Source organism: Helicobacter sp., assembly GCF_022511165.1.
Lineage (GTDB): Bacteria > Campylobacterota > Campylobacteria > Campylobacterales > Helicobacteraceae > Helicobacter_C.
Map to the genome: position 1 here is coordinate 1 of NZ_JAFLSB010000016.1, position 15,111 is coordinate 15,111.

Sequence of the window (15,111 nt, forward strand, 5' to 3'; positions counted from 1 at the left end):
TGGTGCTTTGCACAAATGCGAAGTCGGCTCGATGATATACATCTCACTCCCCCTTAAAAATCGCTCGGTGATATACACCTCGCCCCCGACGACGCTTTAAGAGGTTTGCGTTTCACGCGATTTTATTTTTTATGGTAATAAAGATATACTTTATTACTAAAAACCCGCGCAAAGTTAGAAAAGAATCTAGAATCCGCACCCCCATAAATGATTTGCAAAATGCGATTTTGTATGGGGTGGATTCTACAATCTCTATTATGAGCTTGTGCGCTATTGTTTAAAGATATTTATAAAACTTGGTTGCTTTAGCATAAGACAAATAGAATCCGCCCTTGTATCGCGCACTACAAAGCTTTTAATTAAAGCATTTTAGGGCTTTAGCTCCCTAAAATACTCTTTACTTTGAGATTTAGGTATGGTTTTTGTCGTAGGGAGGGCAAGAATCTCATATTTTTTTGTGTATTCAAGGTAGCGCAATTCTATTATGTCGCCTACACGCACTTCTTTACTTGATTTTGCTATGGCATTATTCACGCTTACTACGCCATTTTCGCACATATCTTGGGCGATAGCGCGTCTTTTGAGGATATTAACACTACTAAGGAATTTATCGATACGCATTAACGAATCCTTTTGATGCGTTGGTGGTTGATTTTATAGATTTTTGAGCCTTGATTTGCTCTAAATCCCCTTGTATCGCGCACAATTACATCGCAGATTCCCTCTGCCCATTGCTGATTGAATGCGCTTTGTGTAGGGTTTGCCGAAGTGGAATACAGCATTTTAAAGGGGGCAAAAAACTGCGTGTGTTGCCCCTCATTAACCACCCTCAAAGCCTTTTTGTTTGGATAAATAAAAGTGCAATATTTTGATTTTCTTATACGATTTTTGTGTTTTGCGGGGATTCGCGCATAATTTTTAAGAATATGAAGTGAGGCAACTTGCATTAGCACATTTTGTGATTTGGGGCGATTTTTAGCGATATTGAGAATCTTAGCATTTGTGCTTAATAAGCCTATGGTGGTATCACATTGTGCAAGATAAATAAGTGGGGGTTGTGTTTTTTGCGTGCTTTGTATCATCTTATTGTGTCGTTATCAGGGGATTTAGAATCTTCTGTTTGAGATTCTTGAGGTTGCGGCTCTATGGGCTTAAGATAGCCATCTTCAAGTAGAATATCCACAATGCGCCGAAAGATTGGTGCAGCAGTGCGTGAGCCATAATAATCATCTTTTATATCAGATTCAAAAGCCACGACACCTATCGTGTAGGCATTTTGCTCATCTTGGGCAAAGCCAAAAAATGAGCCATTGTATTTACTATCATATCTGCCATTAAGCGCGATTCTTGCTGTGCCGGTTTTTCCTCCTGTGATAATGCCATCAACTTGTGCGATTTTTATGACTTTTTTTACCACTTGCACGAGCGCATTATGCACTTGTTGCGTGGTTTGAGGAGAAAGAATAGCGATAGGTTCAAAACGTTTGGGCATATATTTTTCGCCACTGGGGGCGGTTACATAATCACTTACGCGTGGGGTTACTAAATATCCGCCATTGCTAAAAATCGCATAAGAGCGCATAAGCTGCACAAAAGTTGCCCTCATACCATAGCCATAGCTTACACTCGCGCGATACACTTCGTTATTAAAAGTTTTTGGACTTGGCACTAAACCTGTTTTTTCATAGGGCAAATCAATGCCGCTTGGCTCACCAAAGCCAAAGGCGTGAAGCGCAATGTGATATTCATTGGGTTTTAAGTCTTTGGAAATTTTTACCATTCCTATGTTGCTGCTGCGCACGATAATATCCTCTGCGCTCGCACTCTTAAGCGGGTGAGTGTCTCGTATGGTATAACTTTTGAGTTTGTAATATCCATTATCAAGCTCAATCATATCATCTGGGCTTACCATTCCTTTTTGCAACAAAATCGCATAGATAATAGGCTTAATTGTGCTACCGGGCTCATAAGAATACTCAATGGCATTGAGATTAAGATGAGGATAATCTTTTTGCTGAATATTTTTTGGGTCAAAGCGATTTGAAGTCGCAAGGCTTAGGATTCTACCCGTTTTAGAATCCATTACCCCTGCGATAATTTCACGCACTTTGTAACGTTTTTTTGCTTCATCAAGTTCAAGTTCAATCTTTCTTTGCAATCCCAAAGGAATGCTTAGTGTAACATCAAAACCATCTTGTCGGCTCTGTATCATAGCGGCTTTATTAGCGACAATATTGAATCCCACATCGCGCTTACCGGTGATGCTTCCATCTTGTTTGGGGGAGAGTATATCATTATAGTATTTCTCCACACCCTTTACGCCATCAACGTGCGTAATGTTTTGATTTTCTACTTTGCGCGTGTAGCCAATAAGTGGCTCAAGGATATTTTTATATACATAATTTCTATTATTGCCACTTACTTCGATGCTTAAGCCCATTTTTTGAATAATCCGCCCTCTCTTGTCCTCATATTCTCTAAATACGTCATAGCGGATAAGTATAAGATTAAGATTCTTGAGATTTGTGGCTGCAGTGGAATTAAGCGTGTATGAAAGCACGACATAGCCTTTTTGGCTTAGTTTCTTGCGTATTTCTTCTTGTGGAATTCCACTATAAATGGAAAAAAGCGTGATAAATAATTCTTTTTTATCTGGGTCGATACTTTGAGTATTGACACTTGCTTTATAGAGCTTATCGCTATAAGCAATCTCAAAACCATCACTTGTATAGAGGCTACCGCGTATAGAAGTATCGCTTCTAGTGGCATCGTGTGCGGGGAGTTTGCGGGGGGTTATCATCTTGATATAGACGATACTTAAAAAAATAATAAAACATAGAAGTATGAGGAAAAAAACAGAGATAACAATCCCTGTTTTTTTTGCATAATATGCCACGCAAATCCTTAGATTTGAGTTCTTAGGATTTCTTTATAGGCATTAATAGCTTTGTTTCTCACCTCAAGCATTACTTTCATACTATTTTCAGCGCGGTTAATAGCGATTGCTGCTTGGTGCAAATCTTTTACTTGCCCACTTGCAATATCTGCAAGTGCTTTTTCTGAAGTTTGTTGCTCTGTATTTACATCTTGGATTGAATTTTTCAGTGCATTGACAAAATCAAGCCCACTTTGTTGTGCTTCTTTATTTTGGACATTCTTATTATCTACACTGATAGGTTGAATATCATTTGTAATCACACCAAATTGATTAGCCATTTATTTCTCTCCTATGCTTGAAACATTGTAATCGCATTGCTTGCCATTGTTTTTGTGCTTTGAAACGCTGCAACATTTGCTTGGTAGGCTCGTGTTGCTTCTATTAAATCGGCCATTTCGACAACAGGATTAACATTAGGATAAGCGACATAGCCTTCAGAATTTGCATCTGGGTGGCTTGGGTCGTATTTCATTAATGGTTCCCTATCATCGCGCGCAATTTTACGAATATACACGCTCATTATAGCAGGTTTTGGTTCTTTTCCCAAATCCCCCTCATTTAAAGGGTCCTCATATTTGAGTTGCTGGTTATTTTTTCCCAATTTTTCGTTTAATACTTTATTGAAATCAAATGCTTGGAATACCACTTCTCTTCTGCGATATGGACCGCCTTCATCGGTGCGTGTGGTGTTGGCATTAGCAATATTTGATGAAATAGTGTTAATGCGCACTCTTTGAGCTGAAAGCCCATATCCACTAATATCAAAACTTGATAAAAACATTCTTTCTCCTTAAGATTAGATATTTCTACCTGAATCCATAGCATAGCTAAAGATTCCCTTATGCCGCTTTAATGCGCTTGTGAGGGCATTATACATCGTGCTATTTTTTCCCATTTCACTTGTTTCTACATCTAAATCCACGCTGTTTCCGTCATTTTTTGCCAAATGTCCATCGCGCCAAAATATTGTCGCACTATCTTCTGAAACGCGTCTTGTATCAAGGTGTTTTTCTGAAGTCTTGGCAAGTTCGAGTTTGTAACTTCTAGGTGCAGTGCCAAAAATTTTTTGATTTTCTCTTGCTAGGTATTGTTCAAAGTTAATATCTTTAGGGCGATAGAGGGGTGTGGTGGCATTTGCAAGATTTGAAGAAATCATATCTTGTCTTACTGAACGATAATCAAGTGCCTTATAGACGACTGGATAAATTTTTGAAATATCTGCTATAGCCATTTTCTACCTCTTTGTGTGGAATTATATATGCAAGATTTAAGCAAAATACATTCCAAATATGGGCTAAGCTCATTATTCTTTAAAGATTTTTATTTATTTTTTTTGAGGTAAAAAAGTTTTAATCTATACTTACAATTTGTGTGCCACAAAGCACATCGTGCAGACATCGCCCATCTTTGCGAAAAATACCCATCAAAATGCCAAAAAGAAAACTTGTACCAAGCACCCATAGTCCATAGCGCACAAAAGCGCGTAAAAAGCTTACTTTATGCGTTTTTGTATCTAAAGAATCTACCTCATTGTTATGTGTTTGTTTTTGTGCAAATCGCACAAGTTTAAGGTGCATATAGCGATAGCCCGGTGTTTGCGCGGCAAATGCAAAAAAAAGTGAAAGTATCACACCATAGCTTATCCCGCAAGCAAAAATCACATTTTGGTTATGCGTAAAAGCTTCTTTGCCGTCTAAAAATATATAAGTTGTGAGATATAAAAGTGGCATATTAATCATAAACATATCGGTGATAAAAGCCTTTATGCGCTCACTTGCATACATTAGATGTAATTGTTTTTTGAGGGAAAAATCACGCATTTTAATCCATTGGGAGCTTGAATCCTGATTTTTTATATCTTGTTTTTTAGAATTTTTATGAGAGGATTTGACTTTGCGCCAACGCGTAGGTACTGCCATAGATGCTAATTTCCACGACTACCGGGCTTAATTGCCTTTTGCTCCCCCTTTTTGCATAAAGGACAAGAGCTTGGCTCATACATATCAAATACAAAATCCTCAAGCGCAAAAAGTGGGATATGCTCGGGTAATCGTGCTTCTTTTTTGCGAGGAAGATTTGAGCCCACGCGTTTGCAAAATCCTCGATTTGCTAATCCCGCATAGGCAACCACCTCTGCACCTTGAGATTCTACACATTGTGCAGATTCTAAAGCCGAACCACCGGTAGTGATAATATCCTCACATATAAGCACTTTTTCATTTTGAGATACTTCAAATCCCCTACGAAGCTGCATTTGCCCATTAACTCGCTCGGTAAAGATAAATCTTACTCCTAAAGCTCTTGCGAGTTCGTAGCCGGCAAGAATCCCACCAAGCGCAGGTGAGCATACGCATTCTACCTTGATGTTTGATGCTTTAATTTGCGTGGCAAGAGCATTTGCTAATTGTTCAGCAATAATAGGATTTTCAAGCACACGCGCAGATTGCAAATAGTAGTTAGAGTGATTGCCACTACTTAAGAGAAAATGCCCCTTAAGCAAGGCATTGGCATTGATATAGCATTGTTTGACATCAAGCATAGAATCTCCTTTTGTCAAAATCGATACGAGTATTTGAGATAATTCACACTTGCTCCGCGCTCTTTTTCATAATCAAGCAAATCATAGCCAATAAAAAGTTCGTGGTGTTTGCCATAGACAAGAATAGGTCCAAAGGCAAAGGTAGGATAAAACCATTTTTTGCGCTGTGTGCTAAGAGTAGGGAGCGCAGCATTATCAGTGCGTGAAAGGCTATAAGCACCAAGTGAGCCTACACGCACTCGGAATCCTATGTAACGCGAAGCGTAGATTCTGTATTCTGCGGAGAATCCTGCACGATAAATTTGCATACGATTGGGTTTATTTGCATTAAATTCTAAATCTGCAAATGCACCATAATTTGTGCGATCAAAAAAACCAAAAAGGCGTAGTGAGTGAATTGAGCTAAAAATAAAATCATATCCTGCCTCTACTCCTAATATACTGCTTGTGCCAAGTGAGGGTGTATAAACAGCCCCGAGATTTATAAGCGCATATAAACCTTCTCGTGGATTTTTTATTTTTTTGATATTGATACCATTGACTTCATAGAATAGCTCTTGGCGCGTTTTTGAAACATCTTCTAATACTTCTATTGGATCTTTATCGCGTGAGAAATTCTCCACAGGCACTACCTGCGCTCCATACATCATACTCCATAGTGTGAGAAAACCTAGTATCACATAAAGTTTTTTACTCAATCTTTCCCCTTTTTTATAAACTTCACTCTTAGCTATAAAATTGCATTATTCTAATATATTTTTGTTATACTTGCAAAAAATGAGGCACATTTGCCTATCATAATAGAAGCGAATCTCGTGCCATATCACTCTATATCCTAAATGGAGGAAATGCAATGCGGATTTTAGGGGCTATGCTTGTATGTTTATGTATGAGTTTTGGAAGTGAGCTAGAGGGATATTATATGACCCATAAAGGCGTGAGTGGGCAACAATCTATCATAGAATTTTTTAAGCTTAATGATAAATACTATGCTTATGGCTTTGTCAATGTCGATGGTAGCCCACCTAAAAAAGATGTGAAAAATCCTAATCCTGCCTTAAGAAATCGCACTGATAAGGGCGTTGTGTTTATGTATAATCTTGTGCGTGATGGGGATAGCGATGTCTTTAAAGATGGCAGGGCGTATGATTTTGACGGACATACATATAATGTAAAAATTACCATTGTAAAAAATGAGTTGCAGTTGCGCTTTAGTGTCGATAAGTCCGGATTCATAGGTGAAACAAAGGTATGGAGAAGGCTAAGCCAAGAGGAAGTCAAGCCCTATTTATCACAAAAGCCTGATTTTTCTGCAGTGTTAGAAAGTTTGAAAGATATACAGCCCTAAATGTCAGTTTTATCTTCTTTTCGCTCTCCTCAATTTAAAGCAGCCTTTCATTTGCTTAATTCTGCGCAAAAAGAAGCAGTTACGCACTTTGAAGGTGCGATGCTTATTCTTGCTGGGGCAGGGAGCGGAAAGACAAAAACCATTACAACGCGCCTTGCTTATTTGATTGATGAGGCAGGGATACCACCAGAAAATACACTCACGCTTACCTTTACTAATAAAGCTGCAGGGGAAATGCGAGAGAGAGCGTTATCGCTTTTAAGCCATACCCTTAATGCACCACCACTTCTTTGCACCTTTCATAAATTTGGCTTACGCTTTTTGCGCCTTTATATTGGTGTATTGGGGAGAGAATCCAATTTTATCGTGCTTGATAGCGATGATAAACGCGCGATTGTAAAAACTTTGTGTAACAAAAAACTTCCGCCCGCAGAATGTGATTATTATATTTCAAGTATGAAAAATGCCGCCCTCTCCCCTGAAGAATCTCAAAGCTATGCCCATAATGAGGAATTAAAGCTAATGAATAAGATTTATGGGGAATATGAGCATTATTTAGCGAGTAAAAATTTACTTGATTTTGATGATTTGCTCTATCTTACTTATAAGATTTTACACAAAGAGCAAGATATTGCGTGGAAAACGAGCGAGAAATACAAATATATTATGGTTGATGAATACCAAGATACAAATGAAATTCAAGATAAGATTCTAAAGCTACTCTGCATAGAGCATCACAATCTTTGTGTGGTGGGCGATGATGACCAGAGTATTTATGGGTGGCGGGGAGCTGATGTGCGCAATATCTTAAATTTCCCTCAAGCTTTTGATAATGTCAAAGTTGTCAAGCTAGAGGAAAATTATCGCTCAAGTGAGCAAATTCTTAATGCTGCGAATGCGCTTATCTCACATAATCAAAATCGCCTCGGTAAGAATCTAAAAAGCACGAGAGGCAAGGGAGCAGAGGTTAAAAGAGTAGAAAATGAAAATGAAAGTAAAGAGGCGGAGTTTCTTGCTAAAGATATTGCCTCTTTGCTTGCAGAGGGTGTAAATCCTAGTGAGATAGCTATTTTGTTTCGTCTTAATGCGCTTTCAAGGAGTATTGAAGAGGGTTTTAATCGTGCAAAAATTCCTTATAGACTTATTGGCGCAATGAGATTCTATGAACGCGCTGAAATCAAGGATTTATTGAGTTATTTGCGCCTTATTGTGAATCCAAATGATGATTTTTCATTTTTGCGCATTATTAATCGCCCAAAACGTGGCATTGGCAAGGTTGGTCAATCAAACTTAGAGAATCTTGCTATTACTCAAAACCTTTCTTGTTTTGCAACGCTTTTATCTTATCCTAAAGAATGTATGGAGGCACTTGGCAAAAAGCCCTATGAAAATTTAATGGAGCTTATAGAGCAAGTAAAGCGGTGGCGGAGTTGTGAGGATTTGGGTGATATGATTGAGGATATACAAAAACATATTGTTTTTACATTTAGCAAACTTGATGAAGTCGATAGGCAAGGCAATATTGAGGAATTTTATGGTATGTTTAGCGATTATGTGATTCACAATCCTCATAACACACTTGAAGATTTTTTAAATGATTTGGCTCTTGCAAGTCCTACTGATGAGGTTGTCGGTGAAGCAGTAAGCTGTATGAGTGTGCATATGGCAAAAGGATTAGAGTTTAAATATGTATATGTGATTGGGCTAGAGGAAGGATTTTTTCCCTTATGTAACGATTATGATGAGCTACAAGAGGAGAGGCGATTGGGTTATGTGGCAATCACTCGTGCAAAGGATTTTCTCACTCTATGCTCGGCAAAGAGTAGATTTTATAAAGGCAGAAGAGAATACTTAAGAGCTTCGCGCTTCTTGGAGGAGAGCAGTGTAGCGGGAGCTTTTACATCTTCGCCTCAAAAAAATGTAATACAATCGCAAGAATTTTGCGAAGGAATGCGGGTGCATCATAAGCTTTTTGGTATGGGTGTGGTAGAATCCATAAGTAGCACAGAGGGAAAATGCACGCTAACAATTAATTTTGCAGGATTAAGGCGCAATATTATAAGCTCTTTTGTGCAAATCATTGAAGAGGAGGAGTAATTGAAAAAAATATCTTTACTTTTTATCACTTTAATGTTTTTTATGCTTCATACTCTTTATGGGGTAGATGATGTATTTATCCCAGATTCTAAGCTTCATTTGCAAAAAAGCTATCAAGTAAGCAAAAGTAATATTTATTCTACTGATATGTTCCCTCATATTGATAAACATTTCAAAGTCGCGAGTTTGCCTGCAGATAAGTTTAGCCTCAAGCTTAAAAGCGTAGATATAAAACTTATTTTTATGCGCTATGGTTATGAGATTGTAAGCTTTGAGAGTGATGTTGTGGAATTTGTATTTGTTAGTGATATGCGCGAAAATAAAGCGCTTGATTTTATAGAGAAAATGTATATTAAGTATTATGGAGAAAATTTAAAGATTGAAAATGTGCTTGTGCGTCCTTTAGGGAATTTACCTAAAGATTATGAGGTAATAGACTTTGAATTAAGCGAGGTTGCCCTTAAAAAACCCAATGGCACTTTGAGCCTTAAATACCGCACTCCCTCCAGCGCGCAAATAAAAAAACTTACCTTTCTTTATCGCATTGAAGGCACATTACAGGTTTTAAAAAGCACACAAAACATTGCCGCAGATGAAGTAATAAATGCACATAATACACGCACAGAGGCGATTACTTTTGCACGAGTGGGTGCAGAATACATTAATAAAGATGATTTAAATAAAAGTAGCGCAAAAAGCTTTATTCGCGCTGATAGTGCGATTACACGAGATAAAATCAAGCCAAAAATCATTGTAAGAAAAGGCGATAAAATCCGCGTTTTAGGCTATGAGAATGGTATTAGTATGGAAGTAGTGCTTGAAGCACGACAAAATGGTATATATAATGAAATTATCAATGCAAAAAACCCCGGTAGTGGAAAGATTTTACGCGTGAGGATTACTGATGAGGGTAAGGGCGAAATATTATAAAACTCTGTGCTATGATAGAGCAAAGGAGAGTAAGGAGAAAATGTGGATAGAGAAAAGCTTATTGTAGCCATAGGTGGTGCAAGTGGGGTGCATTTGGGCTTAAGGCTCATTGAGCATATACCAGATTCTATGGATTTATTTGTGATAATAAGCGATGGAGCTAAAAAAGTTGCACATAGTGAATGTGATAGGGATATTGAAAAAGAGCTTAATTGTCTTAAAACTAAAAAGCATTTTAGTATCTACAATGAAGATGAGATTGAAAGTGGCATTGCTTCGGGGAGTTTTGGCGTGAATGCTATGGCGATTGTGCCTACGAGTATGAATCTGCTTGCTAAAATTGCAAATGGTATATGTGATGAGCTTATTTCGCGATGTGCAAGCGTAATGCTTAAGGAGCGGCGCACATTACTTCTTGCTCCGCGTGAGATGCCCCTAAGTCCTATTGCACTCAAGCAAATGAGCGAGTTATCTTTGCTTGGTGTGATGATTGCTCCGCCTATTGTAGGGTATTATGCTAAGATAGAGGATTTGGAATCAATGGAGCGTTTTTTTATAGGTAAGTGGCTTGATGCGCTGAAGATTCCAAATACGCTTTATGCGCGCTGGAAATATCACACACAGGAATAATAAATGAAAAAAATTGCTATTTATCCGGGAACTTTTGATCCTGTAACAAATGGACATTTGGATATTATTAAACGTTCAATTGGTATTTTTGATAATGTGATTGTTGCGGTGGCTGCTTCGTTAGAAAAAAATCCATTGTTTTCACTTGATGAGCGCATAGAGATTCTCAAAACAAGCACACAGAATCTCCCTAATGTATGCGTTGAGGGCTTTTCTAATCTCCTTGCAGACTTTGCTAAGCAAAAGGAGGCAAGGGTGATTATACGCGGACTTAGAGCGGTGAGTGATTTTGAGTATGAGTTGCAAATGGGCTATGCCAATACCTCGCTTAATAGTGAGCTAGAGACGATTTATTTTATGCCAACTTTGCAAAATGCGTTTATTAGCTCTTCTGTTGTGCGTGCGATTATGACACATAATGGCACTTTTTCTCATCTTGTGCCAAGCAATGTTACTGATTTGATTCTTACTCTTTATACAAGAAATAAGGGAAAGCATTAATGTATGTTGCGATTGAGGGGGTGGATACTTGTGGAAAAAGCACACAGATTGAATTACTAAAGGCACATTATCCTAATGCAGTTTTTACTAAAGAGCCCGGTGGGAGTGTGCTAGGGGCATCTATACGCGACCTTGTGCTTTTTGCACCACAAAGAGGGCATTTTGAGCTTGATAACTATGCCGAGTTTTTTTTATTTTTGGCTGATAGGGCGCAGCATTATACGCAGGTGCTACTTCCACATAAAAATAGGCTTGTAATTTCTGATAGAAGCGTGATTTCGGGCATTGCGTATGCAAAAAATATAGATATGAAACAAAGTATTGCCTTTAATGAGAGCGCATTGAGGGGATATTTTCCACATTTAGTAGTGCTTTTATGGCTTGAGAGAGAAGTTTTAAAGGAGCGTTTAGCACAAAAAATGCACGATAGCATTGAGAGTAGGGGGGTTGAATTTATGCTTGAGATTCAGCATCGCCTTTTAGAATCAATGCAACACATAGGGCTTAAGCATATTGTGATAGATGCAAGCAAAAAAAGAGAAGAAATTTGCAATGAGATTATAGAGGCGATTAATCAAGAGATGTAAGGATTTAAAGTGCTTTTTCTCTAAGCCTTTAAGTTAAAAAATATGAGAATAGGCAAGGGGAGCTAATGAAATGCCTTGTGTGTGAGCGTTTTTCGTGGAATGTGATATGTAAAGATTGCCTTAGCTCTATCCCACTCACACCACGACATAGAATCCTTACAGATTCTATAAAAGTATATAGCTTTTATCGCTATGAAGATGTTGCTTTGCTGATGCAGAGTAAATATCATCTTATTGGTTCGCGCATACTCGCACTTCTTGCTCAAAAAGCAGCGCAATATTTTTTTGCACAGAGTGCAGAGATTCTAGAATCTCTGCATAACACAGCACTGATTGGACTAGATGATTATCCTTATAATGCGTATTCTCATAATGGTGTGATTATAAAGGCATTTGCACAGCAAAGCAAAGGGGTTTTTAAAGCATATTATGGCGTATTGAAAGCACAAAATAATGTGAAATATGCAGGAGAGAGTTTGCAGTTTCGGCGAGATAATCCTAAGGGTTTTGTTTTGCAAAAAGCACTCAAAACCCCTCATCTTGTTTTGCTTGATGATATTATCACTACTGGCACAAGCTTGAATGAAGCTATTAATGTGCTAAGCGAGTATCATATAGCTTTCTGCCTCACGCTTTGTGATGCAAGAGAATAAATAAACTTTATTCTTATTATTTTCTTTTTAAATATCCTACACACTCCCCCATAGCATAATTTTTTCAAAAAAAAAAAAAAGTTATCACTTAAGCAAATTTTAAGTGGGGGGGGGGGGGTATATAATACTTACCTACATTGCAAAATAAACCTTTGTGATGTGAATTTTACTTCAAAAAAGGAGCAACAATGAAAAAAATGTTTGTGAGTTCAGCAGTAGCTTTGGCTTTGGCAAATGGCGCACTTGTAGCTGAAGAAAGCGGTGCATTTGTAGGCGTTGGGCTAGGTACTAGCGAATTAAAAGAAAAAATAGTTATTTTCCCTGATGATGTTTCAGATACAGCAAGCGGACTAAATTATGAATTGCTCATAGGATATAAGACATTTTTTGCTCCTAATTTTGGTGTGCGGCTCTTTGCGAATCTTTCAGGGACAAGCATAAGAAATGTTAATCTCCTTAACTACGGGGTTAATATCGATATGTTATATAACTTCATTACTAACGAATACTCTGACTTTGGTGCATTTGTGGGGCTTAATCTTGGCGGGTATAGTTGGAGTGGCGATGAAATAGATGCTGCCGAATCTATTATGGGGCTATATGGGCAGAAAATTACCAAAAATAGCCTTGGTTTTGCGATTAATCTTGGTGTGCGCACAGAGATAGCTAAGCATCATGGATTCGAATTTGCTACTAAAATTCCTCTTACTGAAACGACATTAATCTCAGTAGGAGGTTTTAAAGCAACGATGCGACAAAATTACAGCATAGGTTTGCGCTATATTTATAGTTTCAGTATTTAGCCTTAGTATTTTGGATTCTAGAATCATTTTATTTTTGCATTTTAAAGATTCAAGCGATTTTTGTGTAGTATGGATAGCACACGAGGTGTGTGCTGGTAATGCGGGTAGCGGAGACAATGCACATTTCCATAGCATTTAAAGACTCTGGAGGATAAGGCTATTAAGCTGTGTATGAAAGGCTTTTGCATCTGCAAGTGTGCCACCCTCAAGCACAAGCGCAGCTCCAAAAAGTAAAAGCGCACTTTGAGCGATTTTTTCGCTTTGAGCATCTTTGAGTTTTTCAAAAATAGGGTGATTGATATTAAGCTCAATAGTTGGCTTAGATTCTGGCATACTTTGCCCCATTTGCGCCATAAGATTTGCCATCATAGGATTGGAATCTTCTTTGATGAGTGTAAGAGGCGCATCGCCTAAGCTAGAGAGCTTTACATCAGCAATTTGCTCCCCTAAAGCCTCTTTAAATCCTTTGATAAGCCCTTCAAATGCTTTTTGTGTCTCTTCTGGGATAGCCTCCTCACCAAGCTCCTCTAATGCCTCTTTAGAATTAATGCTTTTAAGAGGCGTTTTGTCGTATTCGCCCACCATTGGCATCACAATTGCATCAATCTCATCGCTTAAAAGCAAGACATTAAAGCCCTTTTGTGCAAATTTTTCAAGGAGTGGTGTGTTTTTGAGTAATTCTTTATTTTCGCCTAAAGCATAATAAATACTTTTTTGCTCACTGCTCATTGCTTCTTTGTAGGCTTTGAGTGAGAGATTCTCTGCCTTGAAACTATCAAAGCGTAGAAGCTCTAAGAGTTTTTCTTTGTTTTCATAATCGCTATATAAGCCCTCCTTAAGCACTTTGCCAAATTCTTTGTAGAACTCTTTATATTCCTCATCTTTTTTTGCAATATTGCTTATTTCGCTTAAGATTTTCTTTGTAGAGGCAGATTTGATATTGGCAAGAATCTTGTTTTGTTGGAGTATTTCACGGCTTACATTAAGCGGTAAATCCTCGCTATCAATTACCCCGCGCACAAAACGCAAATAAGGCGGCAAAAGCTCCTTATCATCATCAGTGATAAAAACGCGTTTGACATAGAGTTTTACGCCAGATTGATAATCCACGCGATAGAGATCAAAAGGGGCTTTTTTGGGAATATAAAAAAGCGTGGTGTATTCTAAATTACCCTCAACTTTTGTGTGAATCCACCGCAGAGGCTCGTTATTATCGTGTGAAAGCGTAGCGTAAAATTCTTTATAATCACTCTCTTTAAGCTCGGCTTTGGGAATCTTCCACAATGCCTTAGCGGTATTGACTTGGGAGCTTTTGTTTTCTTTTTTTTCTTTTCTTTCATCTCCCTCGCCCTCAAAGGTGGATTCTATATAATGCAAATAGATAGGAAAAGCGATATGTTCGGAATATTTGTGGATAATACTCTCAATCTCCCATCTAGAAGCAAAATGCACTTCTTCTTCGCGCAGATAGAGTGTGATTTGTGTGCCTTGAGATTCTTTAATGCACTCTCCAAGCTCATATTCGCCCTTGCCCTCACTTACCCACGCATAGGCTTTGTCCTCTCCTGCCTTTTTGCTTTGCACCACCACACGATGAGCCACCATAAAAGCAGAATAAAAGCCTACACCAAATTGCCCAATGAGTGCTGAATCCTTTTTCTTATCACCACTAAGTTGTGCGAGAAAGCTTTTTGTGCCGGATTTGGCAATAATGCCAAGATGCTCTTTCATATCCGCTTCATTCATACCTATACCATTATCTTCAATAGTGATAGTTTTTTTGGCTTCATCAAAATGTATATCAATGCGTGGTGTGAAAGAAAGCGATTTAAGATGATCTTGAGTAAGTGTGAGATAAGAGAGCTTATCAAGCGCGTCAGAGGCATTGCTAATAAGTTCTCTTAAAAAAATTTCTTTATGGGAATACAAAGAATGTATCATTAAATCTAAAAGCTGTGTGATTTCGGTTTGGAATTGATGTTTTGTTGCCATTGTTACTCCTTGATATTTCTAAAATAATTTAGCAATCATAGCAGAAAATGATAAATTTGTGTAAAGTTTATAGTAAGATTATAAACTTTTATG

At 38.0% G+C, this 15,111-nt stretch carries 18 protein-coding genes; 8 read left to right on the forward strand and 10 right to left on the reverse strand.

Going from position 1 to position 15,111, the window contains the following annotated elements:
- Window positions 1-369: 369 nt before the first annotated feature.
- The 9 genes from J1E28_RS03705 to J1E28_RS03745 form a co-directional block, all read right to left on the reverse strand.
- Entirely contained in the window at window positions 370-621 is a 252-nt protein-coding gene (locus J1E28_RS03705; RefSeq protein WP_291026834.1) for an RNA-binding S4 domain-containing protein, read from the reverse strand.
- On the reverse strand, window positions 621-1,082 hold the full coding sequence (locus J1E28_RS03710) for a Sua5 YciO YrdC YwlC family protein (RefSeq protein WP_291026837.1): 462 nt from the start codon (window positions 1,080-1,082) through the stop codon (window positions 621-623). The genes J1E28_RS03705 and J1E28_RS03710 overlap by 1 nt, the downstream gene beginning before the upstream one ends.
- Window positions 1,079-2,896, reverse strand: coding sequence for a penicillin-binding protein 2 (locus J1E28_RS03715; protein ID WP_291026840.1), 1,818 nt, complete (start codon window positions 2,894-2,896; stop codon window positions 1,079-1,081). Before J1E28_RS03715 ends, J1E28_RS03710 begins: the two co-directional genes overlap by 4 nt.
- A gap of 8 nt (window positions 2,897-2,904) precedes the next feature.
- Complete coding sequence (fliE, locus tag J1E28_RS03720) at window positions 2,905-3,216, reverse strand: flagellar hook-basal body complex protein FliE (RefSeq protein ID WP_291026843.1); 312 nt, start codon at window positions 3,214-3,216, stop codon at window positions 2,905-2,907.
- 11 nt (window positions 3,217-3,227) lie between these two features.
- Window positions 3,228-3,719 (reverse strand): flagellar basal body rod protein FlgC, encoded by a 492-nt coding sequence (gene flgC, locus J1E28_RS03725; RefSeq protein ID WP_291026846.1) that lies wholly within the window; start codon window positions 3,717-3,719, stop codon window positions 3,228-3,230.
- 15 nt (window positions 3,720-3,734) lie between these two features.
- A complete protein-coding gene (gene flgB, locus J1E28_RS03730; RefSeq protein WP_291026849.1) occupies window positions 3,735-4,169 on the reverse strand; it encodes a flagellar basal body rod protein FlgB in 435 nt (144 codons plus the stop codon).
- Between the two features lie 118 nt (window positions 4,170-4,287).
- Window positions 4,288-4,857, reverse strand: a complete 570-nt coding sequence (locus J1E28_RS03735; protein ID WP_291026852.1) for an RDD family protein — start codon at window positions 4,855-4,857, stop codon at window positions 4,288-4,290.
- A 5-nt stretch (window positions 4,858-4,862) separates the two neighbouring features.
- Window positions 4,863-5,477: an orotate phosphoribosyltransferase gene (gene pyrE, locus J1E28_RS03740; RefSeq protein ID WP_291026856.1), complete on the reverse strand. Its 615-nt coding sequence runs from the start codon at window positions 5,475-5,477 to the stop codon at window positions 4,863-4,865.
- A gap of 14 nt (window positions 5,478-5,491) precedes the next feature.
- Window positions 5,492-6,175, reverse strand: coding sequence for a hypothetical protein (locus tag J1E28_RS03745; protein WP_291026859.1), 684 nt, complete (start codon window positions 6,173-6,175; stop codon window positions 5,492-5,494).
- A gap of 155 nt (window positions 6,176-6,330) precedes the next feature.
- Here J1E28_RS03745 and J1E28_RS03750 point away from each other — a divergent pair, with 155 nt between their 5' ends.
- From J1E28_RS03750 to J1E28_RS03785, 8 genes are all read left to right on the forward strand, one after another.
- Entirely contained in the window at window positions 6,331-6,825 is a 495-nt protein-coding gene (locus tag J1E28_RS03750; RefSeq protein ID WP_291026861.1) for a DUF2147 domain-containing protein, read from the forward strand.
- Window positions 6,826-8,922 (forward strand): UvrD-helicase domain-containing protein, encoded by a 2,097-nt coding sequence (locus J1E28_RS03755; protein ID WP_291026864.1) that lies wholly within the window; start codon window positions 6,826-6,828, stop codon window positions 8,920-8,922.
- Window positions 8,923-9,852, forward strand: a complete 930-nt coding sequence (gene flgA / locus J1E28_RS03760; protein WP_291026867.1) for a flagellar basal body P-ring formation chaperone FlgA — start codon at window positions 8,923-8,925, stop codon at window positions 9,850-9,852.
- 42 nt (window positions 9,853-9,894) lie between these two features.
- Window positions 9,895-10,482, forward strand: a complete 588-nt coding sequence (locus J1E28_RS03765; RefSeq protein WP_291026870.1) for a UbiX family flavin prenyltransferase — start codon at window positions 9,895-9,897, stop codon at window positions 10,480-10,482.
- 3 nt (window positions 10,483-10,485) lie between these two features.
- Window positions 10,486-10,983, forward strand: coding sequence for a pantetheine-phosphate adenylyltransferase (gene coaD, locus J1E28_RS03770; RefSeq protein WP_291026873.1), 498 nt, complete (start codon window positions 10,486-10,488; stop codon window positions 10,981-10,983).
- A complete protein-coding gene (tmk, locus tag J1E28_RS03775; RefSeq protein WP_291026876.1) occupies window positions 10,983-11,570 on the forward strand; it encodes a dTMP kinase in 588 nt (195 codons plus the stop codon). Before coaD ends, tmk begins: the two co-directional genes overlap by 1 nt.
- A 65-nt stretch (window positions 11,571-11,635) precedes the next feature.
- On the forward strand, window positions 11,636-12,223 hold the full coding sequence (locus J1E28_RS03780; RefSeq protein ID WP_291026879.1) for a phosphoribosyltransferase: 588 nt from the start codon (window positions 11,636-11,638) through the stop codon (window positions 12,221-12,223).
- 188 nt (window positions 12,224-12,411) lie between these two features.
- The gene (locus J1E28_RS03785) at window positions 12,412-13,026 is read left to right on the forward strand and encodes an outer membrane beta-barrel protein (protein WP_291026882.1); all 615 of its coding nucleotides are present in this window, start codon (window positions 12,412-12,414) and stop codon (window positions 13,024-13,026) included.
- Window positions 13,027-13,161: 135 nt separating this feature from the next.
- On the opposite strand, the gene htpG is transcribed toward J1E28_RS03785, so the two are convergent.
- Window positions 13,162-15,018, reverse strand: a complete 1,857-nt coding sequence (gene htpG, locus J1E28_RS03790; RefSeq protein ID WP_291026885.1) for a molecular chaperone HtpG — start codon at window positions 15,016-15,018, stop codon at window positions 13,162-13,164.
- Between the last annotated feature and the right edge of the window lie 93 nt (window positions 15,019-15,111).

Bases quoted from the DNA above. Each gene is read 5' to 3' on its own strand.
- J1E28_RS03705 (WP_291026834.1), bottom strand. From the start codon at position 621: ATGCGTATCGATAAATTCCTTAGTAGTGTTAATATCCTCAAAAGACGC.
- J1E28_RS03710 (WP_291026837.1), bottom strand. From the start codon at position 1,082: ATGATACAAAGCACGCAAAAAACACAACCCCCACTTATTTATCTTGCA.
- fliE (WP_291026843.1), bottom strand. From the start codon at position 3,216: ATGGCTAATCAATTTGGTGTGATTACAAATGATATTCAACCTATCAGT.
- flgC (WP_291026846.1), bottom strand. From the start codon at position 3,719: ATGTTTTTATCAAGTTTTGATATTAGTGGATATGGGCTTTCAGCTCAA.
- flgB (WP_291026849.1), bottom strand. From the start codon at position 4,169: ATGGCTATAGCAGATATTTCAAAAATTTATCCAGTCGTCTATAAGGCA.
- J1E28_RS03735 (WP_291026852.1), bottom strand. From the start codon at position 4,857: ATGGCAGTACCTACGCGTTGGCGCAAAGTCAAATCCTCTCATAAAAAT.
- pyrE (WP_291026856.1), bottom strand. From the start codon at position 5,477: ATGCTTGATGTCAAACAATGCTATATCAATGCCAATGCCTTGCTTAAG.
- J1E28_RS03750 (WP_291026861.1), top strand. From the start codon at position 6,331: ATGCGGATTTTAGGGGCTATGCTTGTATGTTTATGTATGAGTTTTGGA.
- J1E28_RS03755 (WP_291026864.1), top strand. From the start codon at position 6,826: ATGTCAGTTTTATCTTCTTTTCGCTCTCCTCAATTTAAAGCAGCCTTT.
- coaD (WP_291026873.1), top strand. From the start codon at position 10,486: ATGAAAAAAATTGCTATTTATCCGGGAACTTTTGATCCTGTAACAAAT.
- tmk (WP_291026876.1), top strand. From the start codon at position 10,983: ATGTATGTTGCGATTGAGGGGGTGGATACTTGTGGAAAAAGCACACAG.
- J1E28_RS03780 (WP_291026879.1), top strand. From the start codon at position 11,636: ATGAAATGCCTTGTGTGTGAGCGTTTTTCGTGGAATGTGATATGTAAA.
- J1E28_RS03785 (WP_291026882.1), top strand. From the start codon at position 12,412: ATGAAAAAAATGTTTGTGAGTTCAGCAGTAGCTTTGGCTTTGGCAAAT.
- htpG (WP_291026885.1), bottom strand. From the start codon at position 15,018: ATGGCAACAAAACATCAATTCCAAACCGAAATCACACAGCTTTTAGAT.